Source organism: Pseudomonas sp. LBUM1674 (assembly GCF_059695635.1).
This window is the reverse complement of the sequence record NZ_CP166779.1, coordinates 4,743,380-4,759,128: the sequence shown is the minus strand read 5'-3', so window position 1 is coordinate 4,759,128 and position 15,749 is coordinate 4,743,380. Positions and strand designations below refer to the sequence as shown.

The window sequence follows — 15,749 nt, the reverse complement described above, 5'->3', positions numbered from 1 at the left end:
CCATGGTTTTCGATCTGGAGCACGCCAAACAATTTCTTGCCACCGCCAGCTTGCCGCCGCAACCGGAGGTCTTAGCTGTCGCCGATGGTATGGGAATGCCAGAGCTGGAAACGTCCAGGCAGCAGTCACTGGTAGTCGGCGCGAATGTCGTGTCGTTCACTACAGGCGTTGAAGCCGACGTGCGACAAGCCATCACTGATTCTTCGCTCTTCGCGCAGCTTGCTGCAGCCAAGGCGGTTGGCACCAATACCGATCCGCTGGTGTTTTTCGATGCCTATTTCAGCAACCTGGTTGTAATCGGTTGGGTGATCCAGAAAAAGGAGACTGCAGAGTTCACCTACAAGGGTGATGCTTTCGACGTGCATGAAGCGATCATCGGCGTTATCACGGCGTTTCTGAGCCCGATTGCCGGCGCCGCTGCGGCAGTCCTCGCCGTGCTGAATGGCTTGCACAACATGGACAAGGATGCCCCGTTTATCACGCTCTTTAACAAGCAGAGCCGGCATGGAGAGATTGGTCGCTTCCAGTTCACCTATGTCTACCCGGATCCCGATCACGGTCTCATGGCGGAGGCCATGGCGTTCTCCCTCCAGGCCGACAATACTTTGACACAAGTCCTGTTCTTTAAACTGCAAAAAGGCCAGACATCGTTGCGGCGTAGCACGGGCGGCCTTTCAATCGATGCTGGTGCGATGAAGACCCTGCAACCGCAGCTGTCCGCGAGGATGAACGCTTATCGCAAAATCTATATCGCGAGCGTTGAACTCGGCGTCCTCTGACAGGAGAGATAAATCATGGCCAAATGTCCCTTTGCCGAACAGCGCCCCATTACCGGTACCAGCGGGAGTTACACGGGCGGCGTCTTCAAAATTGTCCATCACACGACGGAGGGTGGTAGCGCAGAGGGCGCCTTTACCGTGTTCAAGTCCAACCGGTCGGACCCGCACTTCACGGTGGATGCCAGCAAAATTTACCAGCATATCGACACCGACACAGCGGCGCGCTCACTGCGCAATGCAAAAGACGGTGTACAAACCAACCGAGATCGAGCCCTGCAGATAGAAGTTGTCGGTTTCGCCGGTAAACCCAAAAACAAAGCGACGCTGAAAAACCTGGCCCGCCTCTGCCGTTGGCTCGAGCAGATTCATGACGTCCCATTGGTTTGGCCGGCGGGGCTGCCCAAGCCCGCCAAAAACGGCAAAGATCCGCGCGGCCATTTGCGCAGCACGGAGACCTGGGCCAAAGGCGGACATTTCGGGCACTGCCATGTGCCCGAAAACACACACTGGGATCCCGCCTATACAAAGACCGAGGTCGAGTACCTGATGGCGGCAAAATTTGATGCCTCGGGCAAGTTAACCAATGCCCAGGACCCTGCCATTGTCGCACTGGAAAATCAGCCGATGGCAATAGACGGCGATACGACGTTCGAGATCATGGGGGATCATGCCGATGTTGGGGAGGCGTCAGCGAGTAATGTAGAGCCTGTGAATGTGGCAGTCACCGAACAACCAGAATCTGCAGCACGTCGCCCGGAGTCAGGCGTAGGGCTGTGTCTATCCGGTGGTGGTTACAGAGCGATGCTGTTTCACGTGGGAAGCCTTTGGCGCCTCTATGAAACCGGCCAGCTCTTTTCGCTGCAGCGTATCTCGAGCGTATCAGGAGGCTCGATCACTAGCGCGGTTCTCGCCCTGGCTTGGAAGCATCTACCTTTTGATGGCGCACGGGGCCCCTTCGAGGCCCGTGTTGTCGACCCCATTCGTGCGCTTGCACGACGCACGCTTGACGCCGATGCGATTATCGGTGGCTTTCTGCTTCCCGGAAGTATTGGTGAGAAAGTCGCTGCGGCCTATGACAAGTACCTCTTCGACGGGGCAACATTGCAGGACCTGCCTGATACCCCTCGCTTTGTAATCAATGCCACCAATGTGCAATCCGGCGTGCTGTGGCGTTTCTCCAAACCTTATATGGGCGACTATCGCGTCGGCCGCATCGAGAAGCCTGATTTTTCGATCGCCCGGGCGGTAGCAGCCTCTTCAGCCTTTCCACCGGTGCTATCACCGCTGACCATCGAACTTCATCCGGCCGCATTTAGACCTGGCTCGGGCGACGACCTGCAACGGCCACCTTTTACCTCTGATGTCGTGCTGGCCGACGGCGGCGTTTATGACAACTTGGGCCTTGAAACAGTATGGAAACGCTACGAAACAGTTCTTGTCAGCGACGCTGGCGCCAAAATCAAACCAGAGGAAGAGCCTAAACACGATTGGCCACGCCACGCCTATCGCGTCCTCGATCTAATCGACAATCAGGTGCGTAGTCTTCGCAAACGCGCACTCATCGCGAGCTACGAAGCCAAACCAGGCGATTCCGGCAAGCGCCTGGGAACCTATTGGGGAATAGGCACCCAGTACGATCAATATTCGGACCGCGCACTCACTCTCGATTGCAAGCCTGCGCGCATTCAGGAACTGGCCGGCGTCGCTACGCGTCTGAAGCGGCTGGATGACGAGTTACAGGAACGATTGATCAATTGGGGATACGCGGTTACGGATGCGGCTTTACGCACATACGTCGCTCCAAATCTAAATAAACCCAAAGCGTTTCCTTATCCCGATAGCGGTGTCTGATACGAGCGGTAGAGGGGCGCTGGTTCACTACCTGCATGCGATTAGAGCTTGAATCGCGCCGTAGTAAGGGCTGTCGTGCAATTATCTTTGCGGGATTTGAAGGAAGAGTTAGGGAGATGCTATGAGTCCCCAAGAAAAAGCAGCAGTAGTGAGCGGATTGTTCACTTTTATAGGTGGTTTAATTACTTTTTTCCTGATGAAGTACTACGAGCAAAGACAGCTGCTGCCAGTTGGAAGCGCGAGGAAGAAGGCACTTTGTGGCAACTGGAAGGGGCAAGTCGTTCAGCGGTCCATCGGAAACTACGAGATAGAAATGTCACTGGAATCTAAAGGGCACAAGGTTGTAGGAAAGGGATGGCTTCGGCATAGCGCAAAAAATCTGATAATTTCATTAGAAATGGAGGGCGGATTTTTATACGAAAACTTTTTGAAGTTAGATTACAAAAATGCTGACAGCGCACATATTCAATTTGGCTCGATGACTTTCGAAATATCTCCATGCTCAAGAAAAATGAAGGGTAAATTTTCAGGCTATGGCTCTGTCTCAAAGGCAGTGGTTGGTGGAGATATTACTTTGGAAAAGAATCCGTCTTGATATTGTTTATTTAGCGCCTATGCCTGAATTAAATCTCACATGCGTTGAAAAGTGTCGATGTTAAGGCATAATAATTAATTCAAGTGAAAGCCGCTTCGAAGATCGGTTTGGCTCAGGTATCAGGACACACAGAATGCGGGTCGTTTGCTCACCAATTAGGAGGAAATGCGATGCACTTTGATAACTGGCTCAAGATCCTGACCGTGCTTGGTGCGATATGCAGCTTTCTCTGGGCCGTATATCAATGGCGGGAAAAAACGTCGCAAGAACTCGAAGCGCGCAAGCAAGAGTATACGCGCCAAATCGAGACTCGAAGAATCGAAGCCACGAAGCCATTTCTCGAGCGTCAACTCGCTCTATACGCGGAGATCACGAGGGTTGCAGCACAGGTAGCAACCCAAGGTGACACTGAATCCGGGAAGAAGGCATTGGTTCGCTTCTGGGAGCTTTATTGGGGAGAGCTTGCGCTTGTGGAAAACCGTTCGGTCGAAGCCGCTATGAAACGAATGGGGGATGCGCTTCGTTCCAACGCTTCGACTCAGGAGCTTGAGCAAGCCTCTCTCGCCGTGGCTCATGCGTGTAGAAACTCACTGGACCGGTCTTGGGGCATCAGGGCCTGGTCCTCCCCGGACGAGGCGGCATCCCCGGCCCCTCATGTCGAACGTTAGCCGCGGGGAGTGCGCCGCGTCAGGCGGGAAACCTTACATTTTAGGCACCACACCGCCAAGCACCATTTGGGTAATCGTCACCGCCGCGCGTTCATAGTCTTCGTTGTCCGGTTTGTCGGCGACGACAAAGGGGACAGATTTATTTTCTCAAAATAAATCTGTCCCCTTTTTTGTCCCTTTTTTTTGGGCGCATCAAACCCACCGAAAACATCTGCGTCAGCGCGCCCTTGCGCGAAGTGGTGAAGCTGATGGACGCCAACCTCGAAGAGCCGCTGGAGCTGGAGCAACTGGCCGTCTACGCCGGCCGCTCACGTCGCCAACTGGAGCGCCTGTTCAATGAGCAACTGGGCACCACGCCGCAGCGCTATTACATGGAACTGCGGATCACCGAAGCCCGTCGACTGCTGCAGCACACGGAGCTGTCCCAGGTCGACGTGCTGGTGGCCTGCGGGTTTGTTTCGCCCAGTCACTTCAGCAAATGCTACAGCTCGTATTTTGGCTACAGGCCTTCCAAGGAAAAGCGCCTGGTCAAGTGATGGCCAGATTTTAGTGTGGCGACCTGAGCCAGCTGGCTCAGGTCACCGTATTCCGCCAATCGGCGGGACAGGGGCCGTCCGAAGCCTCGGCGAGCGAAACGCTGATGGCATGCAGGTCGATCAGCAGGCCGTCGATGATATTGCGCAAGGTGTTCGTCATGCTGCTGCTCCCGTCTGCCTTACAATGTTTTCAGGTATTCCACCAAGGCGTCCTTGTCTTGCGCCGGCAGCCCGGTGCCGAACGTGTGGCCCTGGTTGCCGCCGCCCTTCGCACTGACCTCGTGGCGGGTGCCGATGCGCTTGGCCTCCGGGCTCTGGGTTTCGAAGCCTGCGCGGATCGGATCGTAGACGTCATAGCCGCGCCAGAACACGGCGGGGCGTTGCGCCGGCGGCTCGAGCAGGTCGCGCAGCGTCGGCACGGAGCCGTTGTGCAGGTAGGGCGCGCGCAGCCAGATGCCGTCCAGGAAGGCGGCGATGTAACCGCGCAGCGGCTCCTCGACCAGACCGGGGCGTTCGATACCCATCTCCCTCACCACCCTGTTGGCTTCGATGGCAGCCTTCTCGCTCCAGGTATCGAGGCGGTCGCGGTTGGTGCCGACCTCTGCCAGCGGCACTATGGTGCCGGTGCGGGCCGAGGCGTGGCAGGCGGCGCAGGTGCTGTCGAACACCGCCTTGCCGCGCCCGGCCTTCGCTGCATCCACCGGGAAAGGATATTTCGGTGCCGGCTTGTTCGAGACGTAGTCCTGCAGCCAGCGCACTTGGGCAAGAAACTCGTCGTTGTCCTTCGGTGGGGCGCCGAGCAGCCCCATCGCCGAGTCGATGATCACCGAATACGGATCGTGGCTGTCTCCGGCGAAGTTCATGCGCATGCCCTGTTCCGGCCGATACTTCTTCAGGTTCCACAGCGAGGGCATGTCGGTGGGACCGAAACTGTTGTCCATTGGCCAGCGGATCATGAAGTATTTGGTCAGGTTCATGGCGTCGTCGCGCCCGCGCCCCCAGGGCGGAAAGTCTTCGCGGTAGAGCCAGGCGAACTGCTCTTCACGTTCAAGCAGGGTCTTTTTCGTGATCGGGATGAGCAGGAAACGGTAGATCACGCTGTCGATGAAGGACAGATCGGTGACGAGTCGGATCTCGGCCATCAGGTTGTCGGCGTTGAAGCGCGGGTCCTTCGCGCAGTCGACCAGGAAACGGAAGAAAGCCCACAGGTTGAGCGTATGGTTCGGCCCGGTTGGCACGAAGACCGGCGCGGAATCGGCATCAGTGCGATAGCTGGCGGTATGGCAGGCGGCGCAGTTGTTGGCGACACGCGCAAAACCGACCACCTTCTTCGAGAAGCCCACCGGCAACTCCTGGCCTTCCTCCCACACCACGCCCAACGAAGCATAGCCGCCGGGGCCAGGCAGCTTGTCGGGGAAGATGCGCGGCAGCACGTAGAAGATCCAGTAGGGGATGCCGGCGTCGCGCTCCGCGCCGATCGAGCCGTACTTGAAGCGCATGTCCGGATCTTTGGTAATCCATTCGGGTTGTGGCTCCTCGCGGAAGAACTTGTACCAGGTGAAGACCGCGCCGCCAGCACCCAGTACCAGCAGCACGACGAGCACCGCGAGCAGGCTGCGGCCGAGGTTGCGCGCGAAGTCGGGACCGCCATGTCGGCCCGGGTCACGCGTACGGAAGGTAGGTTGCATGATCAGTCTCCTATTGCGCTCAGAAGGTCTTCAGATGCTCGATCAGGGCGTCCTTGTCGGCCGCCGGCAGTTCGGTGCCGTAATCGTGTCCCTCATGACCGGCATTGCTGTTACCCGGTTGACGGGTGTCGAACAGGAGCAGGCGCGGGCCATCGGCCAATGCGGGTGCCGACGGCGCGGACGCCGGAAGGTCGGCGACGAAGCCCACTCGCTGCGGCGCGTACACATCGTTGCCGCGAATGAAGGTGATCGGCCGCGCGGCAGACGGCTCGAGCAGGTCGCGCAGGGTCGGCACGGAACCATTGTGCAGGTAGGGCGCGCGCAGCCAGATGCCGTCCAGAGGCATGTTGGCGTAGCCCCAGGTCTTGCGGAAATGACGGAAGCGGTGCGGATAGCCGGCGTACAGCGTGGCCTGGTTGACGGCAAGATCGCGGGTGTAGGAATCGAGCCGCGCGCGGTCGGTGCCGATCTGTGCGAGCGCAGTCACGTGGCCGACCTTCGCGCCCTTGAAGTCCTGCCCGCTAGCTCCGTGGCAGCCGGCGCAGTACTGCGCATAGAGCGGCGCACCGCGTGCCGCCAGCGCGTGGTCGATGGGGTAGGGGTAGGGCGGTGGCGCCAGATCCAACAGCCAGTCTTCCACCCGCCCGATGGCGGCGAGGTCGATCGTCGGCGGCGTGGTGCCTGTGCCGAAGGCAGCGCTCTTGTTGCGTTCCTCAGTATGGGTGTTGTTGCCGTCCCAGTGCAGCTCCATACGCCCGCCGTCGTCGCGCGTGATGCGCTTGCGCTGGTTCCAGATTGACGGAAAGTCGGACGCGCCGAGCCGTTCCTGCGGTGGCAACTGCATCATTGGGAAGTTGAACAGCACCTTCGCTGAGTTGAAGGTATCGACCCGGCCCGGGCCCCATTCGGGTTGGTCGAAGACGAACTCGAAGCGCCCGCGCAGCATCAGCAGGCGCTCGCGCATCAGCGCGATTGCCACCGGATAGACCACGTAGCGGTCGAGAGGATTGAGGCCGCCGGCGAGGCGGTCGATCTCCGGCACGATGAGTTCCCTGGTGAACTTCGGCCCGGCGGCGCAGTTGAAGAAGAAGATTTCGAAGGCGCGGATGTCGAAGCGGTGAGCCGGCATGCCGACGATCAGTCGCGGTTCGCCGTCGACTGCATCGCGCACCGTGCTGGTGTGGCACGCCGCGCAGTTCAGGAATACGCGGTCCAGCCCGAGATTGCGTCGCTTTGACACGCCGACCGGCAGGTCGCGGCCGGGTTCGTAGATCAGACCGAGCGAGGCGTAGCCGCCAGGCAGATCGTCAGCGCAGACCTGAGGCAGGGCCTGCCAGATCCAATAGGGAAAGCCGGATTCGCGCTCGCCGCCCGTGGAGCCGTATTTGAAGTGCTCTACCGGGTCGCTGTACTGCACCGCAACATCAGGCAGGAAGCGCACTGCGGCGTAGAGGCCGCCGAGCACCAGTAGAATCCAGGGCAACAGCAGGAACGCTCGGCCTGACCAGCGCAGCAGGGCTGGGTGGCGGGATCGGTCGGTCACCTGCGTTCTCCTTGATCCGGGTCAATGGGTGGGACGCAAGGTGCCAAGCTTGGGTAGGGGCGCTCGAGTACAGCGTCGCCGCCCAGGCCCCCGCGCGCGCGCGTCAGGGTTTCCAGTGCGCTCAGCATCGCCGACAGATCGGCGGACTGGGCGAAGCCGGGAGCATGGGCGGCGGCCGGTGGCGGCATCGGCGTTTTCAGCTGCGCGGCGGCCGTCAGGTGGTTCATCTGCAGGCGGTACAGGATGCGTTCAGCGCAGTCGGCCAGGTTGGCGCGCACGCGGCTGTCGTCGCCGTGCAGGAATCCTGGCGGAAATCTGCTCGCTGCGCTGTGGCATAAACCGCACTGCCGAACGAAAGGCAGCAGGTCCGTTGCCATCGTCTTGTCGCGACCGGACGCGACATCGGCCAGCCGCGCCGGCGGCAGCGGGGGCCGTTGGCCTACCGGTAAAGGAACGCCGAGCCGGGCAAACAGGGGTGTCAGCAGCGCGTCTCGGCGTAGCGCTTGCGCATCGAAGGCATCGCTGTCACCCGCCAGGGTGGTCTGCGCCAGCGCGTCGATAGCGGCGTCCAGCGGGGCGAGATCCGCCACGAGCTCGAGCCTGGCGGTCGCCGGCGTATCGCCGCGTGCGCGCGTCAGCCACAGCCTGCGGATGCCTTCGCCACGGGCACTGCGCACACCGTCGGCGTGCTCTGCGAGGGTGAAGCCGATATCCGCGGCGTCTGCGCGCGGCGTGCCATGGCCGAGTGTGATAGGGCCACTATGGTCAGCACCTGGCAGGCTCAGGCGGTCGATGTTGCCCGCGGCAATGAGTCCACCGTGCAGGCTGAGCCGTGCCAGCAGGCGGCTGCCCTCGGCACCGTCGCAATCGAGATCGAGCCGGGCAGTGCCCACGCGCTCGCGACAGATCAAGGTGACACTGTGTAGCGGCGCATCGGGTGCGGCGGCGAGTTGCCGGCCCAGCAGGCCGATATCGGTTTGCGAGAAGAACAGTGACAGAGCGTGGACGAAGCGGGCAACGTCGGCGCTATCTTGCCCGCGCCAGATCGCCAATGGCGGGCGCAGCGCCAACGGGTCGAACGCGGCGCCGATGTCGGCGATGCGGCGGGCGGCCAGGCCGCTCGGTAGAGCAGCAGTGACGGTGCCGGAAAGGTCGATGGCGGAGAACGGCTGACGGTTGGGCAGTTGAGGGTCGGGTAAGGGCAGGCCGGACGGCCAGCGTGCACGCCAATGGGTCAGTAGGGGTTCGAGCAGATCGCGCCGGGCGGTCGGCGTGTCGAGCGTCATCGTGCGGCCGCCGCCGAGTCGGTAGCGCAGCGCCACGCGTAGAGCCTCGGCGCGGCAGGCGATGGCCTGCGCGCGCGTCGTCGCGGCACAGCCCTCGCGCCACAGACGCTGGGCGAGGGTGAACTGGTTGGAGCGGGCAGTCGCGGCGTCGATCGCATCCGGCAAATCCACACCGTGGCGCCAGGCGATGCCGTAATAGGGTTGGCCGGTGGCTGCGAGGCGCGCAGCCACGGCCGGGCTGGCGGCGGTTTCGTCCCAGGAGGGGCGCGAGAAGATCGGCGCGGCATTCTGATGACAGGCCAGGCACAGCGCACGGTTGGCGTAGCCCAGCGTGGGACGACTGTCAGCGCGGTAGTTGTGCACGACCTGGAACTCGAAGCGGCCAGCGGTTTCATTGTAGCTGATCACCTCTAGCGCAGCGGCGCCTTCGTGGTAGCCGATATACAGGCGGTCCTTCAGGTAGAGGTGGCCGGCCGGGGCAGCGGCGGGTGGTTCGCCCGTGACGGCGGCGACTACGCGCGGCTGGCGAAACGCCTGTATGTCCGCCACGGCGGGGCGCTGCAACGATCGGCCAAGCGGAATCAGCACCACGGTCAATCCTCCCGAAGCCTGGTTCGCATCCAGCTCGGCACGGATGCGCCCGAGCAGGGCCGCGAACGGAAAGGGCACCACTGCCTCCCCCGTCGGCCCAGGCGGACCGAGCAGGATATCGAACAACGAGCGTCCGGCCGACGGCAGGGGCTCGCCCGGCGCTTCGGCCGCCTCCAGCGGCGCAGAGGCCGGCGTTTCACCGGCCATGACAAACAGCGTCGCCAGCCAGCCGAGCAGCACCAGCGTCGTCGTCTGCCATGCCGTTTGGACCATCATCCGCTCGGGTTACTGGCCGCCGGGAGCGCGAGCGACCTGCGTGCCAGTCCAGCAATCTTCCTGTACCTGGCCACTTTCCATGAACGCATCGCGGGCGCGCTCGGCGATCTCCTTGTTGTACAGCACAAAATTCACCAGGAAGCTGCGGTCCATGTAGGCGCGGCCGAGATAGAAACCTGGATACACCATGCGGATCTCGTCGCGGATCGCGAAGCCGTCGCGCCCGGCCATCATGTCTGGCAGACGACGGTAACCTGGCAGCTCGTCGGTGAAGGCGTAGTCGATGATGATCGACTCGCGCCGGCTGTCGAGCAGGCTTTGCCCGCAGTGCAGCTTGGCCGGGAACAGCAGCCATTGATCCTTGCCGTTAACCTTGATGGACTGCAGCGGTTGGTCGGCGCTTTCCTCGACCAGTCCCAGCTTCTTCAGCGTACCGAGATCCTCGATGCGATTGCGCAGCAGGCGCTCGTCGCGATAGAACACCTTGCCCTTCCACAGGGTTTCACCGACCAGGTCGAGCTTGTGCCCGGCCACATTCACCAATAGCGCCCGCAGCCCGCCGCCGGCGATTTCCGACAGGCGCAGATTGCCGCTACTACCGCGCGCAAAGAACAGGTCGCCTTCGAAAGGCCCGTCCGGAATGGGCCCGGCTGACAGCCGGGCATAGACCTGGTCGACCTGCTCCTGATCGAGCAAAGACAGGTTCTTCGGTGTGATCGTGTAGAGATCCTTCGGCGACAGCGGGTACTGGTATTCCAGCTGGGCGAAATCCGGTTTCTCGGAATAGCCTACGCCATAGGGGGCGAAGCTGATGTCCGGGGGCTTTTTGTCGGGATCGAAGAACCCGCAACCGGATCCGCCGAGGGCGATGACGGCACAGATGGCGAAGGTGGCGATCCTCATGGCGGCTCCCCTTGCACTTAGAAGGTGGCAAGGAAGGCGATCAGCGCCTTCTTGTCTGCTTCGGACAGATCCTCGCCGAAGCGGTGACCGTCGTTTTCGATCTCGGCGGTGCAGCTGCTGTAGATCTGCTTGATCAGATAGGGGCGTGCCTTCAGTGCCGCCACCAACGCATTCGGTTTGCCGACCAGTTCGCCGGTGATTACCTTCAGGTCGGCGAGCACCTTGTCGCCGGTGTCCTTGCCGAAACGTTGGGTCAGACTCGCTTCGAGCTCCTGTGGCGCGGTCTTGGCGCGCACCAGATCGACGATGAAGCGTTTGTGCTGGAAGTTACCAATGGTGCCCGCGGTGACGCCGCGGCCGTCGATTTCGCTCGGGATGGTGAGTTCGAAGCCAAGCAGCGTTTCCTTCGCGGTGCCGTCCCACAGGCGTGGGCCGATGCGCTGGGTGACATCCTCGCTCAGCAAGGTAACTTTCGGGATGCGCTGCGCCGGGTTCAGCAACTCCTGCATCGACATCTTGTACAGACGGTAGCGGCCCTCGACGCTGGGGTCGTATTCGAAGCAGGCCGGTTGCTGCTCGGCGGGCAGCAGCTTCACGCTGCTGCCGTCCACGTAGCGCGGGCGCATCGCATAGAAGTCGTTCGCGGCGTGCTGCGGCTTGCCGCATAGCTCGGGGCCGAGCGCGTTGTTGTGCAGGAAGGGGGCGTGTGCCCACAGGTTGAGCAGTGAGAGGTTGCGATAGTGGCCGCGCCCGCCGTCTCCGGGCTCTCTGACGTTGGGGTCGGGCGGCTGCGCACGCAGGGTCTCGGAGCCGTATTCCTGCCAGATGTGGCCGGCCATGTGGTTGGAGTGCAGGGCGCGGCAGCGGAAGGTGCCGACTTCGGAGACCGGGGTGCTGCGGTCGTTGCCCAGCCATTCCTCGCGCATGCCGCTGCCGAGGTCGATTTTGTGGAAGTCGAGGCTGGCGAACTGCCCAGCCGCCGCTTCCGGCTGGCTGGAATGGCAGCGCGCGCAGGTGTTGGCGAAGATCTCGCTGCCACGCGCCACCGCATTGTCGCCGAATTCGCGTTCAAGGGCGTTGGTCAGGTCCTGCTCGGTATAGCGGGCGTCCGGTGTCGTGGCGCGCAGCTGGTTTTCGCGCGCGGCACGCAGATCGGTGACCTGTGCTTCGGCCGACATGAAAAAATCGAGGATGTTCGGCAGCCGGTCCTCGATGGCGCGGAAGTTGGGACAGTCGCGCCGGCACTGGCCGATGTTGAACGGCGTCTGGCCGAAGCCGCGCTGCTGAGGATCGATCTGGCGCAGGTCGGAGAGGTGGTTCATCCAGCACTGTTCCGAGCATGAACCGATGTTGAAATACACGCGCTGGATCGCCTCGAGCGCGCCGATCGAGTCTTCGCCACCCTTCAGGATGTGGTGCACGGTTTCCGGCGCGAGGGACTTCTTCCAGCACTTGCCGTCGCGTCCCGGTTCGCACCAGCAACGGGTTTCGTCGCGGTCGTCGACGCAGGAGTCAACCTTGCGCCATTTCAGCACCTGCTCGTCGGCGAAGGTCGGCCGTTTGGCGACGTTGATCAGAGCGTTGATCGTGCCCGGATTGTTCAGCTGGTCGGTCGGAATCGCCGAGGTGTCGCTGGAGCCGGGTCGCGCATGGGCGAACATCTGCCATTCCAGTGTGTTTGCGGGCATGCCCGAGACCATGATTTCGGAGATGCGCGAGTACTGGTTACCGACCAGGCCCTTGATGTTTTCCCACTTGGGGTTCGCAGGGTCAGCGGGTGGGTTGAGCGGATCGAAGGCGATGTGGCAGGAGCCGCAGGCGGTGCCTATCAGGAAGGGCGGCTCGATGGCACCATCCTGCAGGTGCGAGCGCGCCGCCTCGCCTGCGCCGGCGGCCGCAATCGGCCGGTTGTAGCCTTCCCAGCTGCCGGGGTTGCCATTGAGCCGCTGCCAGGCCGCCTTGTCGAAGCGCGGGTTGGGAAACTTGCGAATGCCAAGCGCGCCGGTGGAAGTGCCGAATTTCAGATCGCAGGCCGATTGGCGCTGGTCGGCTGGCCCATGCACGTCGCCTTCCTTCAGGAGCGCGTCGCGCAAGTCGCATGCCGGATCGGTATAGCCGCTGCGTCCGACGTAGCCGAGCATCTCCTCGTCGCCCGGGCACCAGTCCATGCCGTAGGTCTCATCCAGGCTCTTCGCCGGGCAGTCCGGCGAGCCCGGTGTGCAGCAGGCCGGATCATTGATAATGCCCCAGGCGCGGAAGCGGTCGCCGCGCTGGTCGCTGCGCAATACGCGGTACCAGTCGATCAGTACGCCGACGCGCTGCTGGAAGACGGAGGTATGGAAACGGTCGTTGCCTGCCGTGGCCTTGAACCAGATCAGGCGGCCGGCGCATTCCGATTCGTTCAGCCCTTCGCGTGCACACGCCGCAAAATAGGGCGCATCCTGCGCGTGCACACTGCGTGTTTCGGCCGTCGCCTGCGCGACCGCGGTCAGCGGGATGGCAATGAGGAGAGACACCACGAAGGGAATGACAACGAGCAGCGCACGCTTCATGGGGCGACCTCCTTGCGGTCGGACCGACATTAAGACACGACGGGGAGCCCCCGAAGCACTGCTGGTGACAACGTTTGGGTCATCGACTGCACCCAGCGAGAGGAGAGATGCACGAAGGCGTACTGTCGATCTGCAAAGCGCATCGCACCCAAGTACGATCCGCCGTTCGGTATGTCCAATTAAGGCTTAGCAGGCCGCAGCCCATTTGCAAGAAATTTTACATTGCTATTTGTCGGGCATGCAGGCACGCCTGTATTGCGCCAGCGACCTCGTAGGCAGTGGGGGAGGCGCCCGGCCGGTACGAGGGGTCGAGCGGTCGTCTCGGTGTAGACACCTATTCTGCAATCAACCTTACAGAAACCCCCCACCAAGGGGCTCCCAACCGGTGGCTGAGGGATGCCAGGCGTTTGCCCATGCTTTGTGCCAAATAGCGAAATCTTTACCCACAGCGAAGATGTCCAGTCGATCTGATTCCCAAGAAACGACGGTTGGAGCGCTTGCGAAGATTCCGCCAAGGTTTTCCCATCCGGAAGGCGACGGATACCAGCCGTTGCTCCACGCCTTGTGGTACATGGCACCATCGAGACCAACAGCAAAGATATCGATTCGACCTGGGCCCCACGCAACCACAGCGGGTGGACTCAGGAACTTGCCTCCGAGCGGCTCCCAGCCTTCTTGCGATGGGAACCAGCGCTGCGCCCAAGCCTTGTGCCACATGCTACCGTCGAGCCCGAGCGCGAAGATATCAAGTCGATCGGGGCCCCAGGAGCAGACTGCCGGAGGGCTGGTAAAGCCTCCACCGAGGAACTCCCAGCCAGGTGATGGGTGCCAGCCATTGGCCCAAGCCTTGTGGTACATAGCCTTGTCAAGGCCGACGCCGAAGATGTCCAGTCGTTCTGGCCCCCAGGACGCGACCGATGGCTGACTGATGAACTTGCCTCCAAGAGGCTCCCAGTCGGATTGCGAAGGATGCCAGCGCTGCGCCCAGGCTTTGTGCCATACGGCTTGGTCGAGGCCAAGAGCGAAAATGTCCAGACGGTCAGCCCCCCAGGATGCGACGGTTGGCGGGCTGATGAAGCCCCCACCGATCGACTCCCATCCGGCTTGCGAGGGATGCCAGCGTTGTGCCCAGGCTTTATGCCACATCGCCTTGTCGAGGCCGACTCCGAAAATATCCAGACGGTCTGTCCCCCAGGACGCGACAGCTAGAGGGCCGGTGAAGCCTCCTCCGAGACCTTCCCAGGCCTCCTGGGATGGATACCACGCTTGTGCCCAGGCTTTGTGGAAGGCTGCCTTGTCGAGACCGCGGCTAAAGATATCTATCCGGTCCGTGCCCCAACTGGCGACAGCCGGCGCGGCGCGGTCGATCGCCACAGGCGCCATGACCTCGGCTGTCAGGGTGACTTCTGAAGCCGTCGCGGTATCGATAGTGAGCTGAACGGCCCCCTTGCTGGTTACCATCGAAGCTCCGGGGGACGCCGCGAGCGCGCCAATCTGTAGAGACATCCCCGAGCGGTTTTCCAGGCCAGTCAGGTGTGCGATGACCCATCCGGGGCCCTGATGCGGCAGGCCCTGATCCCACTCGGTGCAACTACGGTATTCGAGGAGAAGTCGCTGGTCAGGTACGATACCGTCGGCAAACGCGCAGAGGCGATTTCCCGCCGTGACGGGCAACGCGGCAAGTTTGACTTGCGCGCGGCGAACGCCAGAGTTCAGAGGTGCGCTAATGTCGACAGCGTGCACTGCCAGATCCAGCCAGCCGCAAGCGACGAGAGACGGCGTGGCCATGCCGGGCCCGGTATCGGACTGACTCGTGTCGATTCTACCGTCAGGCCGCAGGCGGTTCAGCGGAGTGTGGACGAAACTGTATTTAGCACCCTCGCGCCCCATGATGCAGAATCGGTCGCCATACTCGATGGGTCCTGCGGGTGAGTCGAGATTCGCATGGCCCGCACCCAAAAAATGCCCGAGCTCGTGTTCGAGAAGGGCAGGATCGAGGCTTTGCGCACCGACATGGACATAGTTGGGATATAGCGGTGAAACCGCTGCGCTCGAAGCGTCGAACTTGTCGATCACTAAGGCAAAATGGTCGTAGGGCGCGAGATCGACGTTGAGCCCTTGCGCGACAAGCGGGCTGACAACTGGACCCGCGCCGAATCCTAAGTCGTTCCACTGCTGGCTGGTGTGAGGCAGCTGGAACCAGTCGAAAACGCGAAACTCCATGTTTACGCGACCACCGGACTGATCGAGAAAATAGCCAGCTACGTTACCGACGATAGAGTGGGCCCGCTCTCGACTGAAATCGGTTACCCGAGCTGAGCCTGTACAGGATAGGAGCAGAACTGCAAGCTTCATTCAGTTGCCTCCATTCAGCGCATGTGCTTGAAGACCCACCTTCAAAGCTTACCAGCAAGGCATTAATTGCTGTGCCTGGCGCAAAACGTAGATAAGCAACTTGGGTCACTGTGGCGGGTGTTGGCA

At 61.6% G+C, this 15,749-nt stretch carries 11 protein-coding genes and 1 pseudogene; 5 read left to right on the top strand and 7 right to left on the bottom strand.

Annotated features, from left to right (window positions below; all coding sequences use genetic code 11):
* Positions 1-2 precede the first annotated feature (2 nt).
* From ACA067_RS21915 to ACA067_RS21895, 5 genes and pseudogenes are all read left to right on the top strand, one after another.
* Positions 3-779, top strand: a complete 777-nt coding sequence (locus ACA067_RS21915; RefSeq protein ID WP_497458460.1) for a hypothetical protein — start codon at positions 3-5, stop codon at positions 777-779.
* Between the two features lie 15 nt (positions 780-794).
* Entirely contained in the window at positions 795-2,630 is a 1,836-nt protein-coding gene (locus ACA067_RS21910) for a patatin-like phospholipase family protein (protein WP_497458459.1), read from the top strand.
* Between the two features lie 121 nt (positions 2,631-2,751).
* Positions 2,752-3,225 (top strand): hypothetical protein, encoded by a 474-nt coding sequence (locus tag ACA067_RS21905; RefSeq protein WP_497458458.1) that lies wholly within the window; start codon positions 2,752-2,754, stop codon positions 3,223-3,225.
* Positions 3,226-3,395: 170 nt separating this feature from the next.
* On the top strand, positions 3,396-3,893 hold the full coding sequence (locus ACA067_RS21900) for a hypothetical protein (protein WP_497458457.1): 498 nt from the start codon (positions 3,396-3,398) through the stop codon (positions 3,891-3,893).
* Positions 3,894-4,075: 182 nt separating this feature from the next.
* Positions 4,076-4,429: pseudogene (locus ACA067_RS21895) on the top strand (helix-turn-helix domain-containing protein); the annotation flags it as partial.
* A 37-nt stretch (positions 4,430-4,466) separates the two neighbouring features.
* Here ACA067_RS21895 and ACA067_RS21890 read toward each other — a convergent pair.
* The 7 genes from ACA067_RS21890 to ACA067_RS21860 form a co-directional block, all read right to left on the bottom strand.
* Positions 4,467-4,589 carry a hypothetical protein gene (locus ACA067_RS21890; protein ID WP_497458456.1) on the bottom strand — a complete coding sequence of 41 codons (123 nt, stop codon included), beginning with the start codon at positions 4,587-4,589 and terminating at the stop codon, positions 4,467-4,469.
* Between the two features lie 19 nt (positions 4,590-4,608).
* Positions 4,609-6,117, bottom strand: a complete 1,509-nt coding sequence (locus ACA067_RS21885; RefSeq protein WP_497458455.1) for a c-type cytochrome — start codon at positions 6,115-6,117, stop codon at positions 4,609-4,611.
* A 19-nt stretch (positions 6,118-6,136) separates the two neighbouring features.
* Positions 6,137-7,660 (bottom strand): c-type cytochrome, encoded by a 1,524-nt coding sequence (locus ACA067_RS21880; RefSeq protein WP_497458454.1) that lies wholly within the window; start codon positions 7,658-7,660, stop codon positions 6,137-6,139.
* Positions 7,657-9,813, bottom strand: coding sequence for a hypothetical protein (locus ACA067_RS21875; protein WP_497458453.1), 2,157 nt, complete (start codon positions 9,811-9,813; stop codon positions 7,657-7,659). Before ACA067_RS21875 ends, ACA067_RS21880 begins: the two co-directional genes overlap by 4 nt.
* A 9-nt stretch (positions 9,814-9,822) precedes the next feature.
* Positions 9,823-10,716, bottom strand: a complete 894-nt coding sequence (locus tag ACA067_RS21870) for a hypothetical protein (RefSeq protein WP_497458452.1) — start codon at positions 10,714-10,716, stop codon at positions 9,823-9,825.
* 17 nt (positions 10,717-10,733) lie between these two features.
* On the bottom strand, positions 10,734-13,268 hold the full coding sequence (locus tag ACA067_RS21865; protein ID WP_497458451.1) for a hypothetical protein: 2,535 nt from the start codon (positions 13,266-13,268) through the stop codon (positions 10,734-10,736).
* Between the two features lie 351 nt (positions 13,269-13,619).
* Positions 13,620-15,623 carry a PLL family lectin gene (locus ACA067_RS21860; protein ID WP_497458450.1) on the bottom strand — a complete coding sequence of 668 codons (2,004 nt, stop codon included), beginning with the start codon at positions 15,621-15,623 and terminating at the stop codon, positions 13,620-13,622.
* Between the last annotated feature and the right edge of the window lie 126 nt (positions 15,624-15,749).